The sequence below is a fragment of the Allobosea sp. 10L417 genome (genome assembly GCF_056395485.1).
In genome coordinates this window covers 300,365-319,100 of sequence record NZ_JBFTJP010000006.1, presented here as the reverse complement: position 1 = coordinate 319,100, position 18,736 = coordinate 300,365, and the positions used below count along the sequence as shown (strand labels likewise).

Annotated in this window: 16 protein-coding genes; 5 read left to right on the top strand and 11 right to left on the bottom strand. The window is 64.5% G+C overall.

What is annotated here, in order from left to right; all coding sequences use genetic code 11:
* Positions 1–64: 64 nt before the first annotated feature.
* The 10 genes from AC1DE3_RS17285 to AC1DE3_RS17240 form a co-directional block, all read right to left on the bottom strand.
* A complete protein-coding gene (locus AC1DE3_RS17285) occupies positions 65–1,798 on the bottom strand; it encodes a hypothetical protein (protein ID WP_476852601.1) in 1,734 nt (577 codons plus the stop codon).
* Positions 1,799–1,805: 7 nt separating this feature from the next.
* Positions 1,806–2,915 (bottom strand): protein-glutamate methylesterase/protein-glutamine glutaminase, encoded by a 1,110-nt coding sequence (locus tag AC1DE3_RS17280; protein ID WP_476797552.1) that lies wholly within the window; start codon positions 2,913–2,915, stop codon positions 1,806–1,808.
* Positions 2,912–3,811, bottom strand: coding sequence for a CheR family methyltransferase (locus tag AC1DE3_RS17275; RefSeq protein WP_476797551.1), 900 nt, complete (start codon positions 3,809–3,811; stop codon positions 2,912–2,914). The genes AC1DE3_RS17280 and AC1DE3_RS17275 overlap by 4 nt, the downstream gene beginning before the upstream one ends.
* Positions 3,811–4,287, bottom strand: coding sequence for a chemotaxis protein CheW (locus AC1DE3_RS17270; RefSeq protein ID WP_476797550.1), 477 nt, complete (start codon positions 4,285–4,287; stop codon positions 3,811–3,813). The genes AC1DE3_RS17275 and AC1DE3_RS17270 overlap by 1 nt, the downstream gene beginning before the upstream one ends.
* A gap of 81 nt (positions 4,288–4,368) precedes the next feature.
* Positions 4,369–6,447: a HAMP domain-containing methyl-accepting chemotaxis protein gene (locus tag AC1DE3_RS17265; protein WP_476852600.1), complete on the bottom strand. Its 2,079-nt coding sequence runs from the start codon at positions 6,445–6,447 to the stop codon at positions 4,369–4,371.
* A 27-nt stretch (positions 6,448–6,474) separates the two neighbouring features.
* Positions 6,475–6,897 carry a chemotaxis protein CheW gene (locus tag AC1DE3_RS17260; RefSeq protein WP_476797562.1) on the bottom strand — a complete coding sequence of 141 codons (423 nt, stop codon included), beginning with the start codon at positions 6,895–6,897 and terminating at the stop codon, positions 6,475–6,477.
* Between the two features lie 65 nt (positions 6,898–6,962).
* Entirely contained in the window at positions 6,963–8,984 is a 2,022-nt protein-coding gene (locus AC1DE3_RS17255; RefSeq protein WP_476852599.1) for a chemotaxis protein CheA, read from the bottom strand.
* Positions 8,984–9,346 carry a response regulator gene (locus AC1DE3_RS17250; RefSeq protein WP_441513893.1) on the bottom strand — a complete coding sequence of 121 codons (363 nt, stop codon included), beginning with the start codon at positions 9,344–9,346 and terminating at the stop codon, positions 8,984–8,986. Before AC1DE3_RS17250 ends, AC1DE3_RS17255 begins: the two co-directional genes overlap by 1 nt.
* 31 nt (positions 9,347–9,377) lie before the next feature.
* Positions 9,378–9,668 carry an STAS domain-containing protein gene (locus tag AC1DE3_RS17245; protein WP_476797546.1) on the bottom strand — a complete coding sequence of 97 codons (291 nt, stop codon included), beginning with the start codon at positions 9,666–9,668 and terminating at the stop codon, positions 9,378–9,380.
* Positions 9,669–9,904: 236 nt separating this feature from the next.
* Positions 9,905–10,882 carry an AraC family transcriptional regulator gene (locus AC1DE3_RS17240; RefSeq protein WP_476797545.1) on the bottom strand — a complete coding sequence of 326 codons (978 nt, stop codon included), beginning with the start codon at positions 10,880–10,882 and terminating at the stop codon, positions 9,905–9,907.
* A gap of 574 nt (positions 10,883–11,456) precedes the next feature.
* On the opposite strand from AC1DE3_RS17240, the gene asnB reads away from it, so the two are divergent.
* From asnB to AC1DE3_RS17215, 5 genes are all read left to right on the top strand, one after another.
* The gene (gene asnB, locus AC1DE3_RS17235; protein WP_476852598.1) at positions 11,457–13,394 is read left to right on the top strand and encodes an asparagine synthase (glutamine-hydrolyzing); all 1,938 of its coding nucleotides are present in this window, start codon (positions 11,457–11,459) and stop codon (positions 13,392–13,394) included.
* A gap of 23 nt (positions 13,395–13,417) precedes the next feature.
* Positions 13,418–13,684: an acyl carrier protein gene (locus tag AC1DE3_RS17230; protein WP_441513897.1), complete on the top strand. Its 267-nt coding sequence runs from the start codon at positions 13,418–13,420 to the stop codon at positions 13,682–13,684.
* 12 nt (positions 13,685–13,696) lie between these two features.
* A complete protein-coding gene (locus tag AC1DE3_RS17225; protein ID WP_476852597.1) occupies positions 13,697–15,241 on the top strand; it encodes a class I adenylate-forming enzyme family protein in 1,545 nt (514 codons plus the stop codon).
* Positions 15,238–16,245: an NAD(+) synthase gene (nadE, locus tag AC1DE3_RS17220; RefSeq protein WP_476797542.1), complete on the top strand. Its 1,008-nt coding sequence runs from the start codon at positions 15,238–15,240 to the stop codon at positions 16,243–16,245. The genes AC1DE3_RS17225 and nadE overlap by 4 nt, the downstream gene beginning before the upstream one ends.
* A gap of 361 nt (positions 16,246–16,606) precedes the next feature.
* Complete coding sequence (locus AC1DE3_RS17215) at positions 16,607–17,527, top strand: hypothetical protein (protein ID WP_476797541.1); 921 nt, start codon at positions 16,607–16,609, stop codon at positions 17,525–17,527.
* Between the two features lie 95 nt (positions 17,528–17,622).
* Here AC1DE3_RS17215 and AC1DE3_RS17210 read toward each other — a convergent pair whose 3' ends face one another.
* On the bottom strand, positions 17,623–18,735 hold the full coding sequence (locus AC1DE3_RS17210) for a hypothetical protein (RefSeq protein WP_476797540.1): 1,113 nt from the start codon (positions 18,733–18,735) through the stop codon (positions 17,623–17,625).
* Between the last annotated feature and the right edge of the window lies 1 nt (position 18,736).

Here is an 18,736-nt window from a genome sequence, read left to right as displayed (position 1 = left end):
GGCGGGTTCAGCTGGGAAGGCAGAGACGGGCTCGGGGTTCAGCGGATCCGTCGCTCGCCGGGCATCAAAACAGCAGGGCATCGACGTCATCGAGGGCAGGCTCTGCCGTCGTTGCTTGCGCCGCAAGGTCCCAGACGGGCTCGATCACGCCTAGGTGGATCGTCCGTTCGATCGCCATCGTGTAATGCGGCCATATGGCGCCGGTCAGCCAGCTCCGGACGCGTTCGTTCATGTCCGGGGGAACGGCATGGTCGTCGGAGGCCATTGCCGCAAGCGCATATGCGGCCCCTCCGATGGTCTCTCCCGTTGCTGCGGCGCCGGAGAAGCCGAGCCGGGCCTGATCGAAGGCCTTGCCGAAGGTCGCACCCTCGCGCATCAGGCGGCTGAGCTCCAAGGCCAGTTCAGAGGCCGTCTCCTGCACGACGATGAGCGCGGTGCTCATCTCGCGATCGAGTGTGCCGAAATGCGCTGCATCGAGCCGATCCTGGCGCTTCAGTTCGCCCGCAGCCCGCTGCATCTGTTCGAAGATCGGCGGCAGGCGCCGGGAGACGCTGGCCACGAGGTCGGCCGCCAGTTTCAGCTCTTGCGCGATGATGACCAGACTGCGGCCGTTGCTGCCGACACGCGCGGCCCGCAGGCTGGCGTTCGTGCCGATGAGAACGATATTCGAGACCGTGGCGGCAAGCGCGTCGACCGTCTGTTGGGAGGTGTCGAGCAGCGCGGTCAACGCATGCGCAACCTGGTCGGCACCGGCACGGGCGCTGTTGCACTTGCCCAGAAGCACTGAAGCATGGGCGAGATCGGCTCCGAACTGCGCCATGAAGGAGCCGGTATCCGCGCCGCCCGCCCCGTGGAGCGAACGGACGAGGTCGACCAGGTCGACGGTATCGTCTCGCAGCTGCAGCAGGCTCTGTTCGATCGCCGCGGCGTCCTCGCCGAGAGTCGCGGCGCTCGCCTCGAGCTGTGCCGCCTCGATCCTGAGCAGCAGGTCTCGGGCATGCGGAAGGGCCTCCGCCGGCAGTCCCTGAGCAGGACCGCCCTCCTCCAATGTCTCCACCATGCGTAGTCCCACGGTCGCATGCTCAAGCCGTTGGCGGATGCTATCGCCGGATTGCAAGGCGACGATGGCCATCCCCGCCGCCATCGCGATCTTGCCGGAGCGCGCCGCCGCTTCGCTGGCGAGCGTCATGCCGCTGTGCTGCCGAGCCTCGACCTCGGCCAGCGTGACCGAGAGCTTGTCGGCGAGCGACGAGAGCGCGGCGCCATATTGCGTCTCGAATTCGCGTTGCGAAGCCAGCGCTGCGGCCAGGAGCTTGCTCATGCGGGCGTGATCGCGCGCGCAGGCCTCGATCGTACGCTGGGCCTGGGTCGTCAGCTCGAAGATCTCGTTGGCGAAGTCGCCGAAATCGCTCCTCACGCCCTGAAACGAGATCGACTCGATGCGGGCGTAATGGGCGATGATCGTGATCAGCCGGATATGCTCGACGAGCTTCTCCCAGGTCTGGCCGGCGGCTGCGCTATGCGCTGCGATGTCCAGCAAGGAGCGGGTTTCCGCGGCCAGCGTCTGCCGCAGCGGGCGCAGATCGTCCGCGAGCCGTGCCAGAGCGCCGCGCGCCGCGATGATCCTGTCGCCGGAGAGCCGGCCGGAAAGGGCGGTCAGCCGTTCCTTCAAGGTGTCGAAGAGGTTCAGCCCCCTGCCGAGATCGCGGCCGGCGACCGCAAAGGTCGCATCGACCGAGCGGGCGTGATCCTCCAATGACGTGATTAGCTGCGTCAGAGGTTTTGCTGGAGCGTTCATCGCGCCCTCACGCATGCCTCGATGCGGGAGCGGCGGCGCGCGCCGCCAGCGGCCAGGCCATGATTTCCTGTGCGATGAGCTGCAGGCGCACGACGCGTTCGGCCGCGCCGAATTCGATCGCCTCCTTCGGCATGCCGAAAACGACCGAGCTTTCCTCGTCCTGGGCTAGCGTCCGCGCGCCGGCTTTGCGCATTTCCAGGAGGCCGCGAGCGCCGTCGTCGCCCATGCCGGTCATGACGATGCCCAGCGCGTTGCTGCCGGCGTATTGCGCTGCCGACCGGAACAGCACGTCGACGGAAGGGCGGTGCCGCGAAACCGGGGGGCCGTCCTTGATCGCGACACGGTAGTGCTGGCCGACGCGCTGCAGCAGCATATGGCGATTGCCGGGGGCGATCAGCACGCGGCCGGTCTTCATCTCGTCACCATCCTCGGCTTCCTTGATCTCCATGGCGCAGATGCCGTCGAGCCGGCGCGCGAAGGCGGCGGTGAACTTCTCCGGCATGTGCTGGACGATGGCGATGCCGGGGCAGTGGGCCGGGAGCGCCTCCAGCACTTCGCGCAACGTCTCGGTGCCGCCGGTGGAGATGCCGATGCAGGCGATGCGATCCGTGCGCGCGTGGAAGCGGCCGGAAAGCGGCGGCGGCATGATGACGTCGGCCGTAAGTTTCGCTTCGATCAACATGGCGGGACGCTCGGCCCGAGGCCGCGGCTTGGCCTGCGCGGCGGCATGGACCGCATGGCGCAGCCGGTCGGCGGTCTCCAGCAGCGCGTTGCGCGTATCGATCCGCGGCTTGGCCAGCACCTCGACGGCCCCGCTTTCCAGCGCCTCGAACAGGGTGGGCGAGCCGGTTCCGGTCAGGGTCGAGCAGATGATCACGGGGATCGGCCGCTGCGCCATGATCTTGCGCAGGAAGGTCAGGCCGTCCATCCCCGGCATCTCGATGTCGAGGATCAGCACGTCCGGTACTTCGTTCTGCATGCGCCGCGTCGCCGCGTAGACGTCGGCAGCCGTGCCCATCACCTCGATGCCGGGCGATTGCGACAGGATCGAGCTCAGCACCTGCCGCACCGAGGCGGAATCGTCGACGATGAGCACGCGTATGGGCTTGCGCGTCATGCTGCGCTCCTCCCGAGGGCGGCCGGCTTTGCCTGGTAGACCGTTGGCGCGACCGAATGCAGGCCCGGCACCCCGGCTCCCGCCATGGATTCGGAATGCCCCAGCAGGATGTAGCCTCCGGGGCGCAGATGGGACATCAGCCGGGACAGCACCGCGGCCTGGGTCTGCCGGTCGAAATAGATCAGTACGTTGCGGCAGAAGATGACGTCGATGTCGCGGTCGTAAGGGTAGGTTTCGTCCATCAGGTTCAGATGCTCGAAACGTGCCCTGCGGCGCAGCTCCGGAGTGATCCGCACCGTGTCCTGCGCGGGGTTGCGGGACCGCATGAGATAGCGCTGTTGCAGCGCGGCCGGGATCGGCGAGACGAAGGATGCCGGATAGACCGCGTCGCGCGCGGCGGCGAGAACCTGCGTCGAGATATCGGTGCCGAGGATGGAGAAGTTCAGTTCGCCTGAGCTTCCGCGCGTGGCGTTCGCGAGGTCCTGCAGAACCATCGCGATGGTATAGGCCTCGGCGCCGATCGAGCAGGCAGCGCTCCAGATCTTGAGCCTGGTCGGGCGCGCCCCGTGCAGGCGGCGGAGCGCAGGCACTGCCGTGTCGCACAGGAACGTGAAATGACTCGGCTCACGGAAGAAGTCGGTCTTGTTCGTGCTGACGCAGTCGATCAGGTGCACATATTCCTTGTCCAGGCCGCCGCGTTCGAAGAGCAGGCTGCCATAGTCCGCCAGGTTGCTCAGGCCGAGCGCACGGACCCGCTTGCGCAAGCGGCCTTCGACCATCGTGCGCTTGGTGCGCGGCAGCTTGATGCCGGCATTGCGCTCGACGAGGCTCGCGATGGCATTGAAATGCCGCTCTTTGAGTTGATCGCTCATGGGCTCTGTCGTCGCCGGGGCCATCACGCGGCTTCGCTCGCATCGATGTGAGAGGGAACCCCCGCGCCTGCCATGAGCCGCGCGAGGTCGAGGACGATGACGAAGGCTTCGCCCTTGCGCCCGAGGCCGGCGATATAGTTCGACTGCCAACGGCCTCCGACGTCGAGCGGCGCGTCGGTCTGCGCCGAATCGAGGCTCGTCACCTCGAAGACACGGTCGGCAACGAAACCGACGCCAAGAGTCCGGCCTTCCAGCGGCACGTCCAGAATGATGATCCGCGTCGCCTCCGTCGGTGCGACGCGCGGAATGCCGAGCTTCGTACGCAGATCGACGATCGGGAAGCCGGCGCCTCGCACGTCGATCATGCCGAGAAGGAAGTCGGGGGCATGCGGGAGCTTCGAGATCGGCCGCATGTCGAGGATCTCTCGCACATGCGCGATATCGATGCCGAAGGACTCGCCGTCGATCCCGAGCGTCAGATATTGTGCGTTTTGGGTCAAAGCCGTCTCCGCCAAGGGAAATCGTCGTGCGCCGGATGCCGGCGGGATGGGCGCTCCGCTGGAGCGAAGCGCCCGCGCGCTTCAGGAGGCGCGGCGGAATTCGGCGTCCCGCGCATCATGGGCGTCGTCGAGATCGAAGGAGAACCCTCCCGAGGCCGCCTTGGTCTGTGGTTTGGCCGCGGTCGGCTTGCTGGCCACGGGCCTGGCTGCCTTCGGGGCGGAGGCGGTCTTCATCCTGGCCGCCTGCGCCTTGAGCTGCTCCACCGCACGGTCGACGCCCGGGCCGGCCGCATCGATCTTGAAGAAGGCGATGGCGGTCTGAAGCTGCTCGGCCTGGGCCGCTAGCTCTTCGGACGTCGCGGAGACCTCCTCCGAAGCCGCGGCATTCTGCTGCGTCACCTTGTCGAGCTGCTGGATGGCCTGATTGATCTGCGCGGAGCCGACATCCTGCTCGCGGCAGGCGGCGGTGATCTCCTCGACCAGCTCGGCGGTCTTCTTGATGTCGGGAACGAGCTTGGCGAGCATGGAGCCGGCCTCCTGCGCGACCTTGACCGTATCGGTCGAGAGCGTGCCGATGTCGGCGGCCGCCGCCTGGCTGCGCTCGGCGAGCTTGCGGACCTCGGAGGCGACGACGGCGAAACCCTTGCCGTGCTCGCCTGCCCGGGCCGCCTCGACGGCCGCATTGAGAGCGAGCAGGTCGGTCTGGCGCGCGATCTCCTGGATGATGGTGATCTTGGAGGCGATGGTCTGCATGGCGTCCACGGCCTTTCCGACCGCGGTGCCCGAAGCCTCCGCATCCTTGGCCGACTGGGCCGCGATCTGCTCGGTCTGGCTGGCATTCTCGGCGTTCTGCTTCACATTCGCCGCCATCTCCTCCATCGAGGCCGAGGCCTCCTCCGTGGAGGAGGCCTGCTCCGTCGAACCCTGCGAAAGCTGCTCGGCGCTCGCCGACAGCTCCTGCGAGCCGGCGGAGACGTTTTCGGCGGCACGCAAAGCATCGGACACGACCTCGCGCAGCCGCTCGACGGTGCCGTTCAAGGCGGTCAGCAGGTCGCCGACCTCGTCATCGCTCCGGACGGTCATGGTGCGTGTCAGGTCGCCGGCCGCCACGGCATTGGCGAGGCCGACGGCACCGGCCAGACCACGGCTGATGCCGAGAGCGGTCCAGACCGCGACGGCGACGGAGATCAAGGCCGAGATCGCGACGATCGACGTCAGCAGCATCTTGGCGAAGCTCGCCACCTCGGCCGCGTCGGCGCTGATCTCGCTCATCCGCCTTTCGGCGAAGGCGGCGTATTGATCCATGGCGGCGATCGTGGCGTTCAGCGCGTTGCGCCCGTCTCCCTTGCTGAGCTGGGTCGCCTTGATATTCCCGCCTTCGCGCGCGACCTCGATGGCGCCCCTCATGGCCGTCTGCAACTGCTCGGACTGGACTTCGATAGGCCCGATCGAGAGACCCGCGTCCTTCAGCGCCGACAGGGCCGATGCGGTGGCCGGGCGCAGGATGTCCATCTGGGCGAGAGCGGCCGCGCTGCGGCTGGCAAGTTCGCCTTCGGCAGCCGCGGTGAAGATCTCATAGGTCATCCGGAGGGCGCGAGCGGTCTGATAGCGCATCATCAGAACCTGGCGCGCAGCTGCCTCGTATGCCGCGCCGCCCTGCTGAGCGAGATCGCGGCCGAGGCTGTCCAAGGCGGCATTCTGGGCGTTCAGAGCGGGAAGGCCGCGCGCGGTCCACAGTGCCTCGGCCTTGTTGCCGGAATTGAGCTTGGCCTGCCGGATGGTCTCGTCCTGAATGGCGTCGAGCGCCTTTCGATTTCCGATGACCTTGTCGAGCAGAAGCTTGCCCTGATCGCTCGCCCTCTGCTCGATCTCGGTGAGGATCTTGCCGGCTTTCTCCCGCCGCTGGAGCACATCTGCAGCGAAAGCCTCGATGTCGCGGCCCTCGGACGCCAGGATCACGTTCTTCTCGGAGCGGACCTGGCCTTCGAATTCCGCCTGCAGGTCGCCGAGGAGGCTCACCTGCTTGGCCTGCCGCAAGATGCGCTGCTGGGCCGCCTCCATCTCCGCCAGGCGGTTATAGGCAATTCCCCCCGCGGCGACCGAAAGGGCGATGATGACGCCGAATGACGTCGCAAGCTTCGCTTTGATAGTAAATCGCATGGGTAGCCCCCGTTTTCGCCAATTTTATTAGATCAATATGGTCGACATACTCGGAACGATGATGAATTCGTCGTTCCATTTGGTAATGAATTGGATGTATTCGGGTCGCCAGCTCATGCCGATTCGTGGCGTCGTCTGAATATCATCTCGCGAGATCTCGGTGACCTCGTAGACCTTGTCGGCGATGATGCCGAGCGTCACGGGGTCGTTGTCGATCTCGACCTCGATCACCACGATGCGGGTGTCGGGCGCGGCTTCGACCTGCGGCATCCCGAAGCGCTCGCGCAAATCGGCGAGCGGGATGATGTTGCCGCGGACATTGATCAGTCCGGGCAGATGCGGACGGGCTCCGGCGACGCGCGTCAGCGGCACGGGATCGATGATCTCCCGGACCATCTCGGTTTCGATCGCAAAGATCTCCGGGCCGAGGCCGATCATCAGGGCCTTCATGGCACCTCGCGAAGCAGGGTTCGGAGAGAGGCTGCCCTGCTTGAGGGGCGGTTGCGTCCGCGTCATCACGCCGCCTCCGTCATCTTTTCGATTTCGGCCTGCATCTGCCCGAGCCCTACCAGCTGGGCCACGTCGAGGATCAGCGCCGCCGAACCGTCACCGAGAATGGTGGCGCCCGAGAACATCGTGACGTCGGCATGCAGCTTCGATAGCGACTTGATCACCGTCTGGTGGCTGCCGATGATCTGGTCGGCCACGAGGCCGACCCTGACCTCGCCGGTCGAGATGATGATGACCTTGGGATGTGGGTCGGGGTCGCCTTCCGCGCTAAACTGCTCGCGCAGCCGCAGGAAGGGGACGAGCTCTCCGCGCACGCTGAGGAAGCTGCGGCCCCTAGAGCGGTTCTCGTCGGCCGCGGTCAGCTCGATGCATTCTTCGACCGCCGAGAGCGGGATGATGTAGCGGCCGCCGCCGACCCGGATCAGCAGTCCGTCGATTATCGCCAATGTCAGGGGCAGGCGCAGCGTCACGGATGAGCCTCGGCCGGGAAGGGTGGCCAGATCGATCGAGCCGCGCATGCCCTCGATGGTGCGCTTCACCACGTCCATCCCCACGCCACGGCCGGACAGTGCGGAGACGGTCCGCGCGGTCGAGAATCCCGGGTGAAAGAGGAACTGATGGACCTCGTGGTCGGAGACGCCAGCTCCGGCCTGAAGCAGGCCCTGCTCCTCGGCCTTGGCGCGAATACGGGCGGTGTCGAGGCCGCCGCCGTCATCCTGCACTGAGACCAGGACCTGGGCACCGACATAGCGTGCGGAGAGCTCGATGCGGCCGATAGCCGGCTTGCCGACAATGGCACGGCGCTCGGGGCTCTCGATGCCGTGGTCGATGGCGTTGCGGATCAGGTGGACCAGCGGGTCGGCGAGGCGCTCGATCATCGTCTTATCCATCTCGGTGTCCTTGCCGACCGTGACGAATTCGACCGGCTTGGCGAGATCGCGGGCGAGATCGTGGACGAGACGCCGGAAGCGCCCGAAGAGCGAGCCCATCGGCACCATGCGCACGCCCATGGTCGTGTCGCGAAGGCCGGAGGCGAGCCTCTCGATCTCCTCGGCGATCGCCTTGATGGCGAGGTCGTCGCTGGCATGGGCAAGCTGGGAGAGCCGAGCCTGGGCGATGACTAGCTCCCCGACACGATCCATGAGCTCGTCGAGCCGTTCGGCCTGGACGCGCACGGTCGAGCTCTTGTCGTCCGCCCGGCGATTGTATTCGGTCTTTTCGACGGGCCTGTCCGTGGTGGCGACCGACGGATTGGGCGCGGCCGATGCGGGTACTGTCTCGGCATCGGCATCGACCACGCCCCCGGACGGAGCCAGCGTTTCCTGCGAGGCGCCGGCGTCGAACGGCGTGATCGCGAGTGCCATTTCGTCGCGCACGAACATGAAGACGTCTTCGATCGCCTCGCGCGGGCACGAGGCTCTCAACGCGACTCGCCAGGCGATGAAGCAGCCCTCCGGGTCGAGCGCGGTGAGATCGGGCACATCGTCGAGACGGGCGGTGATCGTGCAGGGGCCGAGGTCGCGCAGTTCGTCCAGGAGGTTCAGCGGATTGGTACCGTTGCGCAGGATGTCCGGCCGGAACGCGATGTCGATCAGCCAACCCGGCGCCTGATCAGACGCGGTCGGCGCATGCGCCTCTGCCGGCGCTGCTTCGAGCCCCGAGACCAAGCGGTGGAGTGCCGCTACGGTAGCCTCCCCGATAATCTCGTCTGTGGAGTCGGGATCTTCGATGAGGATCCGGATGTAATCCTTGGCCGAGAGCGCGACGGTAACGATGTCATGGTTCGCCTCGATCCGACCCTTGCGGATCAGGTCGAAGGCGGTTTCGAAATCGTGGGTGAAGGCGGCGACGCGGTCGAAGCCGAACATGGCGCCGGAGCCCTTGATGGTATGCAGGGCCCTGAAGGCTGCATCGACCAGATGGCCTTCTCCGGGCCGCTGACCGAGGTCGAGCAGGACCGTCTCAAGCGTCTCGAGCAGTTCGGCGGCTTCCTGCCGAAAGGTCTCTGCCGGATCGAGGTCCAGCATCAGCGCACCAGCTTGGCGACAACCGCCAGCAATTGTTCCGGCTTGAAGGGCTTGGTGATCCAGCCCGTCGCGCCGGCGGCCTTGGCCTGCTGCTTCACCGCGTCATTGGATTCGGTCGTCAGGAAAACGATCGGCACGCCGGTGAGCCCAGGCAGTGCCCGCATGCCGCGGATCATGTCCAGCCCGTTCATCACCGGCATGTTGAGATCGGTGATCACGAGGTCGAAGCGCTGCGCCTTCGCCCTGGCCAGCCCATCGGCGCCATCGCCGGCCTCGGCCACCTCGTGGCCGGCTCCGCCAAGGACGAGCTTGATCATCTGTCGAATGCTGGGAGAATCGTCCACCGTCAGAACGCTGGCCATAATCGTCACTTTCCGGAAAGAAGGCGGGTGTTTACGCCAGCGAGACGCTGGCGCGGGCGAAGGCCGAACGAACGGCGGCCGAAGCCCCCTCGATCGTCAGCGGCAGCCTGCGCGCGGCGAAGCTGCGGCGGGCGCTGATGATGAGTTGCACGAGGGCAATGTCGGCGGCCTCGATATTCGCGCAGTCGATCTCGGCGGGTTGGCCTGCGGCAAGCAGGTCGCGCATCCTTTCCGCGACGGCGCCGATGCCCCTGATCGAACAATCGGTCGGCAAGCTGAGTCGAACCGGTGTGGCGATCCGTTCCGGTGTCGTCCGCGGCATCCTTGGCGGCCTCCAAATGAAAGCATCATCTGGGGGCGCATTTCTTACGAGCTAGATTGATGACATATTAAGAGTGCCGCGACGAATATTATCCAATTCTTTACGATTATTCGCGCGGCGAGTCGGGCGTGCGCTCCCGGAGTCACTGCGGGGTCGTCGCGTAACCCCGCGTTTACCATGTGCGAAACTTGTGCGTCGGCGTCGCCGGAACCGCTCCGTCTCGGCTGGGCCGGCATTCAACGTGCGCGGCGGGTCTCGGACGGCAGCTCGCCGAAAAGCCTGCGGTACTGCGCGGCGAAATGACCGCGGTTGGCAAAGCCCCATTTACGCGCGATCTCCTCGACCGAGTGCTCCGAATGCGGATCCTCGATCTCGCGGCGCGCGCCGTGGAGCCTGGCGGCTTTGATGTATTCCTGCGGCGACGTCTGCAGGACCTTTCTGAAACTCTGCTGCAGCGTTCGAAGGCCGATCCCCGCCGCGCGAGCTACGTCCTGGACCGCAATATCCTCGTAAGCATGGGCGAGAATGTAGTCGACGGCTCGCCTGACGTGCAGGGGAGCATGTTGCGTGCTGCCGCGCGACATGCCCTGCGAGTAATTATGGGGGAGATTTTCCAGAACGAGCGCGACCCAGCTCGATTGGAGGAAATCGGCCGCGCATGGCGAGATCGCCTGGGTATCGTCCCCCGCCGATCCGACGACGGTCGCAGCGAGAATCGCGGCAAGCACGGACCCGGTTCCTGAACGGATATCGAAGCTGGTGGTGATCTGGAGCTGCTCTTCAAGCCGCCGGCCGGCCAGTCTTTCCAGGAGCGGAACGATGTCATCGATCCTGACCCTGAACATGCAGAATTCAGTTCCCGCCAAAAAGGTCACGCGGCGCGCCAGGGAGGTGTTCAGCGCAACTCCGTCGCCTCTGCGACAAGTCAGGAGCCCATCCTCGACCTCCAGTCTCACATCCCCCGACAGGACGAAGATGGCGGTGATGTTATCCGGGCAATCGGCGAAAGCTCCTTCGAGGCTCTGCGACACCCTCGACAACATGATTGTCGTGTTGGCGACCTTGATCGAGAGGAGTTTGTTGCTGCCTGATCCGCTCGTTTCTGCCTCGTGCCTAAAATTGTAACCCAATATACGTTCATAATATGAGATCAAATGCTCGACTTCAACGGAAGGGAGATTGATATTGATGAATGTATTACCGATGATATCCACGTATTTCTTCCGAATATAAAAATATCTATAAAATAAAATGTAGCTCTAATCTAAATCGATGGAAAATTTTGTCGAGGTGATATTAGGTATTATCGCTCACGAATTAGTATGAATTACGGGATGATCAAGTAACGCTGGAATCACAATCTCGGCATATGCGTGTATATGCACTGGTAAGCCTCCTCGCGATTGACCGATTTCCGGATGCGCCGAGGACGACGCTGCCGGGCCAGCTCCGTTTCCGTCGATGCGAATTTGATGCCGGGACCGACCGGCGGAACGGTCAACCCACCGCCGGTGAACCCGCGCGACGGGCATTTCGCGTCGACGTTTCCTGTCTTGCGCGCCGGCTTGCGAGGGCGAGATCGCCACGTCCGCGCGGGACCCATGTTTCTGCGCGTCCTTCCGCTTGCCTGACGAGCGCCTCTCGGCCGAGCCGTATTTGCGGGAAAAAAGCGTCCCGGACGCGACGTCAAATTTACCATTCCTGCGAATAGCCGCGGATCTTTAACGCCTGCCGGTGTGTTGCTGGCTATAGTCCGAGCCGCGCTGATAGACTCGGAATTATCTCGGCATGTGCGGTTTTGGCGGCTATTTCGGCCTTGTCCGGGATGGGAGGGCGCTCCTTGAAAGGATGACGGCCGCCATTGCGCATCGCGGCCCGGACGGGCAGGGCTTCTTCACCGCAAAAGCAGCCGGCCTCGGCCATGCGCGGCTGTCCATCGTCGGCCTCGGCGACGGCCAGCAGCCCATGTCCGATGCGACCGGGGAACTGACGATCGCCTTCAACGGCGAGATCTTCAATTATGTGGAACTGCGCGAGCAGTTGCGCGCCAAAGGTCGCCAATTCCGGACGAGCAGCGACACTGAAGTGATCCTGCATCTCTATGACGAGATGGGCGAGGATTGCGTCTCCATGCTCAATGGCGATTTCGCCTTTGCGCTCTGGGACGGTCGCCGCCGCCGCATGGTTCTGGCGCGCGACCGGATGGGGGTTCGGCCGCTCTTCTATACGAGGCAGGGCGAACGGCTCTACTTCGCCTCGGAGGTTAAGGCGCTGCTCCAGGTCCCGGGCGTCGTGGCCGAGCTCGATCCGGTCGCGCTCGACCAGATCTTCACGCTCTGGGCTCCGATCGCGCCGCGCACGGCCTTCCGCGACATCTACGAACTCGAACCTGCCAGCCTGATGATCGTGCAGGAGGGCGGCGTCTCGACGCGGCCCTATTGGAAACTGGACTATCCCGACCGAGAGACGCTGCCCCGGCACCGGGACGAGCGCGCCGCGGCCGAGGAACTGCGCGCCCTGCTGACGGAGGCGACGCGCATCCGCATGCGCGCCGATGTGCCGGTCGGCTCCTATCTCTCCGGCGGCCTCGATTCCTCCATCACATCGGCGCTGGCGGCGGGCATGGCGCCGGGCCGGCTGAAAACCTTCTCGGTCACCTTCGCCAGCGCCGAACATGACGAGAGCGCCTTTCAGCTCGAGATGGCGCGCGCGCTCGGCACCGATCACAGCTCCGTCGCTTGCGGCGAGGGCGATATCGCCGCCGTGTTTCCCGATGTGATCCGCTTCACCGAGCGCCCGATCCTCAGGACTGCCCCGGCCCCGCTCTACAAGCTTTCGCGCCTCGTGCGCGAGGCCGGCTTGAAAGTGGTGCTGACCGGCGAAGGTGCGGATGAAGTCTTTGCCGGCTACGATATTTTCAAGGAGGCCAGGGTTCGCCGCTTCTGCGCCAGGCAGCCCGGCTCCCGCATCCGGCCGCATCTGTTCCGCAAGCTCTACCCCTATCTGCCGGGGCTGAGGCAGCAATCGGCCGAATATCTGGCCTCGTTCTTCGGGGCTGGCGGCACGGGGCTTGACGACCCGCTGTTCTCCCATCGGGCGCGGCTCGACGGCACGGCAGCGACGAAACTGTTCTTCTCGGGTGACCTGCGGGCCACATTGTCGGGATATGATGCCGCCGAGGACCTCGCAGCGCGGCTGCCCGAGGCTTTCGCCCGCTGGCACCCCCTGCACCAGGCGCAATATCTGGAGGCCCGCTTCCTTCTGCCCGGCTATATCCTGTCGAGCCAGGGTGACCGCATGGCGATGGCCCATGGCATCGAGGGCCGCTTTCCCTTCCTCGACCATCGTCTGGTCGAGTTTGCCGCCGGGCTTCCTCCCGAGATGAAGCTGAAGGGGCTCGTGGAGAAGCATATTCTCCGCGAGGCGACCAAGGATCTGCTGCCGCCCGCGATCGGCAGGCGACCCAAGCAGCCCTATCGCGCGCCGGACAGCCAATCCTTCGTGGGGGCGGGGGCGGGAGACTATGTCCGGACGGCGCTGAGCGAAGCCGAGATCGGTGCCGGCGGCCTCTTCAATCCAAAGGCGGTGGCAAAGCTGCACGAGAAATGCAGTCGCCACCCGGCCTCCGGCTTTCGCGACAATGCGGCCTTCGTCGGCATTCTGTCGACGCAACTGTGGCTGACGGCCTTCACCGGCACAGGCAGTTGCAGCGCCAAGGCCGCCTGACACCATCAAGAGAGGAAAACGATATGACAGATACGATCCGCGACACCGTGAAGGCCTTCGTCATCGAGAATTTTCTGTTCGGCGACACCACCCACGCCATCGCCGATACGGACTCGCTCATCGAGAACGGCATCATCGACTCGACCGGCGTTCTGGAACTCGTGGCCTTCATCGAAGACCGCTACGAGATCGCCGTCGCGGACGCCGATATCGTGCCGGCCAATCTCGATTCACTGGCGCGCATCACGGCCTTCATCGCATTGAAGACCGCGGCGCTCGCGGCGGCCTGACGGTTCTGGTTCATGCGGGTCGAGCAATTCCTCATCACAAACGCGGCGGCGCGTGTCGCGAAGACCGCGCTGGTCACCGAGCGGACGCGGTTGCGCTATGACGAGTTGGACGACCTGTCGAATCGGCTCGCGGCTGCTCTCGCCGCGAGTGGCGTGCAGCGCGGCGACCGTGTTCTCGTCTTCATGGACAATTGCTGGGAAGCCGTCGTCTCGATCTTCGCGGTTCTCAAGGCGGGCGCGACCTTCAGCCCGATCAACGCCTCCACCAAGGCCGACAAGCTCGCTTACGTCATCGGCGATTGCGAGGCTGCGGCGATCCTGACCCAGGCGAAGCTGATGCCCATCGTGGCGCAGGCGCGCGCGCTGTCGGACCGGCCGCTCTTCGTCGCGTCGACGCAAGGACCATCGGGCTTTGTGCCGGATGGCGCCGCCTCCTTCGAGGGTTGTCTCGAAGTCGCGCCTGAGCCAGTGAACCATGGCGGGATCGACGTCGATCTCGCCATGCTGATCTACACCTCGGGTTCCACGGGCCGTCCCAAGGGCGTGATGATGACGCATCGCAATATCGATGCTGCCGCGGACTCGATCACCAGCTATCTGCGCAACACCCCCGACGACATCATCCTTAACGTGTTGCCGCTGGCTTTCGACTACGGCCTCTATCAGTTGCTGATGGCGATGCGGCTTGGTGCGACCCTCGTCCTCGAAAAGTCCTTCGCCTTTCCGCAGGCGATCTTCGAGCGCATCCGCGCCGAGCAGGTCACCGGCTTCCCACTCGTACCGACGATGGCCGCGCTGATCCTGCAGATGCGCGACGTCGAACCGGGTTTCCTGCCGAGCCTGCGCTATATCTCGAACACCGCCGCGGCCCTGCCGCCTCCGCACATCGCGCGCTTGCGCGAACTCTTCCCCGGCGTTCGGCTCTATTCCATGTATGGCCTGACGGAATGCAAGCGCTGCACTTATCTGCCACCGGAGGAGCTGGACCGCCGGCCGGGTTCCGTCGGCATCGCCATTCCCAACACGGAAGCGATCGTCGTCGACGATGAGGGCAACCGCGCGCCGCCCGGCGTCGCGGGCGAGCTGGTCATCCGCGGACCGCATGTCATGCAGGGCTATTGGCGCAACGAAGTCGCGACTGCGCAGATGCTGCGCCCCGGCCCGTTTCCCTGGGAAAAGCGCCTCCATACCGGCGACCTGTTCCGGACGGATGACGACGGCTTCCTTTATTTCGTCGGCCGCAAGGACGACATCATCAAGACGCGCGGCGAAAAGGTTGCTCCGAAGGAAGTCGAAGCGGTTCTCCATGCCCATCCCGGCATTGCCGAAGCCGTGGTGACCGGTGTGCCGGACCCGGTGCTTGGCCACGCCATCGCCGCCGTTGTTGTTCTCTCGGACGAGAGCTTGAGCGAACGGGACATCATTCGCCACTGCGCTGTTCATCTCGAGGATTTCATGATGCCGAAGCTCATCGAATTCCGCCATGAGCTGCCGAAGACGGATACCGGAAAGGTCAGCCGAAGGCTGGCGGCCGAAACGCTGGGAGCGGCGGAATGAACATCTCTCCTGCGCCGAGTCGTCCCGCCTTCTCGGCTGACGTGCTGATGCTCGACAACACCGCGGAAACCGACCGCATCGTGACCGGACTGCGCGGGCAGCTCCGTGGCATGCGCAAGCGCGGCCTCGTGCTCGGTCTTTCCGGCGGCATCGATTCCAGCGTCTCGGTCGCGCTGGCCGTGCGCGCTGTCGGGGCGAAGAACGTCTTCTGCCTGTTCATGCCGGAAAGCGACTCCGATCCCGAGAGCCTGCGCCTCGGCCGGCTGGTCGCCGAGACCTTTGGCGTCGAGGCGGCAGTGGAGGATATCGGACCGACGCTGCTGGCAATGGGCTGCTATGAGCGGCGCGATGCCTTCATCCGCGAGCTGGTGCCGGGTTACGGGCCTGGCTGGGCCTCGAAGATCGTCATCGCCAATTCTCTCGCCGGCGACGGCTACAACATCTCCTCGCTAGTGGTTCAGGACCCCGAGGGCCGCCAGACGAAGCTGCGTATGCCGCCAGCGATCTATCTCGGCATCGTCGCAGCCACCAACATGAAGCAGCGCACGCGCAAGCAGATCGAGTATTATCACGCCGACCGGCTGAATTTCGCCGTGCTGGGTACGCCGAACCGGCTCGAATACGACCAGGGTTTCTTCGTGAAGAACGGCGACGGCGCCGCGGACGTGAAGCCGATCGCGCATCTTTACAAGAGCCAGGTCTATGCGCTCGCCACCCATCTCGGTATTCCCGAGGAGATCCGCCGGCGGCCGCCGACGACCGACACCTATTCCCTCGCGCAGACGCAGGAGGAGTTCTACTTCTCCCTGCCTTACGATCGCATGGATCTTTGCCTCTTCGGCCTCAACAATGGCATCTCGGCAGCAGAGGTCGGCGCCGCCGCGAAGCTGACCGCGGTCGAGGTCGAACGGGTCTGGGCCGATATCGCCGCCAAGCGCAGGGCGACGCGCTATCTGCACCTTGGCCCGCAGCTCGTCCGCCCCGTCACAGAAATCGACGGCTGAGATCGACGCTGTTGCGGGAGGCGGGCGGCAATCCGCATCATTGCGGAGGCGGCGATCCAAGGTGTCAGACCGGAAAGTCGGGACAGGTTTTCCGAATATTCCGATGTTCAGAGCATTTTTGGTTAAATTGACGCCGGGTCGCGCGAAGAAAATGCGACTAAACCGTGAGTTAGAGCATGACCGCGATTCAAGGAAAAGCGAACATGCCCTAGGGAACTGACGAGCACAAGCCGTGAGCGGTTCACGGAGCATCCAACTCAAGAGCTGGCAAAGGTGTGAGCGAGCCTTGTGACAGCTTGCTATTGAAGATGATCCCCGCACGGAATAGGCTGCTGATCTGTCGATAGCGGATGAGGTCGTCATGGCTCATTTCGTAAAGCCGCTGGGTGCCTCGGCAGAGGGCTATACGATCGATAGTCGCCTCGCGCCGCAATCGGTATCACAAATAGCAATTCCAGCTGGCGAACGCCGTTTTATCGGCTTGTGGGGTGGCGACAGGCTGTGGGCGCGATCGGCGAATGGAAAGATCGCCGCATATGACGATTTCAACGACGGCGTGATGGGCGATGTGCGCATCCTCAGCATTTTCGGCGCAGGCGTCGGCTCGTGCGATTTGGAAGTTGGCCAGGGCGTCGGCGTGTGGATCCGCTTGCGGATCGTAGTCGCACCGAGGGCCACGAAGCAGCAGGTATTTATCGTGCGGGACGTGCGCCTCGCCGGTTACAAGCCACTCGGCGACGTGTTGGAGGTCGATTCCAATACGCCATTCCGCTGGATCGTCGACAATATCAAAGATCGTGGCGACAGGTATGGCGGACGCTTGCGCGTCATCTTTATGGCGCACGGCCTGCCTGGTTATATTCAATGCGGGATGGGAAGGTTCAACCATCCACAGGCCGGTCCCGGTCTTACACGCACGGATCTCAACGAATTCGGCGAGATCGAAGGTAAAATCGAACAGATATCTATCTATTCTTGCCTGGTGGCCCGGATAAACACGTGCCCCGAATGTGAGGGAATGCAAGGATATGACGGTAACGAGTTTTGCTTCAAGCTGGCGCAGTATACACAAGCGCGGGTAAAAGCTTCAATTCATCTCCAATATTATCGCGACGGCACGCGCTGGTTCTTCAAGCGTCCCGACGGAAGCGGCATAACCTTTGGAACTTGGAACGGCACCGTGTTCACTTGGGGCCCGTCCGGAGCGATCATCTTTCGGGAACAGTTTCCATACGTCGATTACGCGAATGAGAGCCCAAGCGACCCGGAAGGCAACTACTAATCGTCATTCTGCTTGGCGGGATTCTCGCCTTCGGTCGTGCGGGCACATATCAGCGGCGTGCGCCCCCATTGCAAGCGCAGCGAAGCAATGACGGCTTACTCGAACGGCTCTCCGGCCAGGCGGTTCCAGTGTTCGCCGGCCAGCCCGTTGAAGAAGCCTTGCGAGCTCAGGAAAGCGTTCACCAGCTCCTCGTCGCGCGAATGCACGACCGTTGAGGCGGGCTGCGTGAAGGCAACCCGCCGACCCAGCATCGCGGCGAGCAGGGCAGGTTGCGTCCGGCCGCGCAGACCGGCCGCGCCGCGCTCAGCCGCATCGCCGATCAGGCAGTCTATGACGGCTCCAGCCTGTCCCGGCATGGCCAGAACCTGCAGGACGCGCGCGACCCGGCCGGGATGGGCATGGTAGAGAAAGGCGCCGGTCAGGGCCCCTGTGGCAGAGGAGACGGACGCGAAGACCACCTCGCCATAGTCCGGTTTCCGGGACGCCTCGGCGATGATGTGTGCAAGCTGCTCCTCGCTCCAATCGGGGCGGAGGGCGAACTGCCGCGTCAGCGGCTCTACGAGGGCCGCAAAGCCGGCCTGATCGATTTCGGTGACCTTGAGGCCCTTGCTCGTCCAAATCTGCGGGACACCGGTCCAGCGCAGCTCGTTCTCCTGCATCCGCCCGCGAACGTAGCGGTCGAGCCCGCGCGCGAGTGGGTCGAGCAAGCGGGCGGCGCCGATCCGTCGCGAGGCCATGTCGAGCATGAAGGCCGAGGGGCGGATCACCCGGAGCCAGTCCAGGCTGTATTGGGGCAGGGCGACACCGCGCAGTCTCGTCCACATCTGGGTCGAGAGTGCGTTCGCGGTCTCGCTGAAGGAGATGTCCTGCGGCCCGGCCAGGAATGTCCTGAGCAGCCTTGCGCCGGCCATCGGGTCGTTCGTCCGCTGCTCGGCCATCAGCGAACCGCAGATGGCCGCACGCAGCTTGCGGGGGCCATGGCTCATCGGCAGCACGTTCACGCCGACGAAGCCGGAGATGTCGCCTTCGCTCGCGACATGGACAAGGGATGCGATATCCGGGTCGCACACCGGCCCCTCAAGATACAGCCGGCGCAGATAGGTTTCGAGCGCCGGAGGCGGCGGTCTCCTGCCGTTCCGGAAGGTCCTTTGAAAGAGCCCGGCGACAGCCGGAATATCCGCGGCCTGCAGGGGACGAACCTGGCTCATG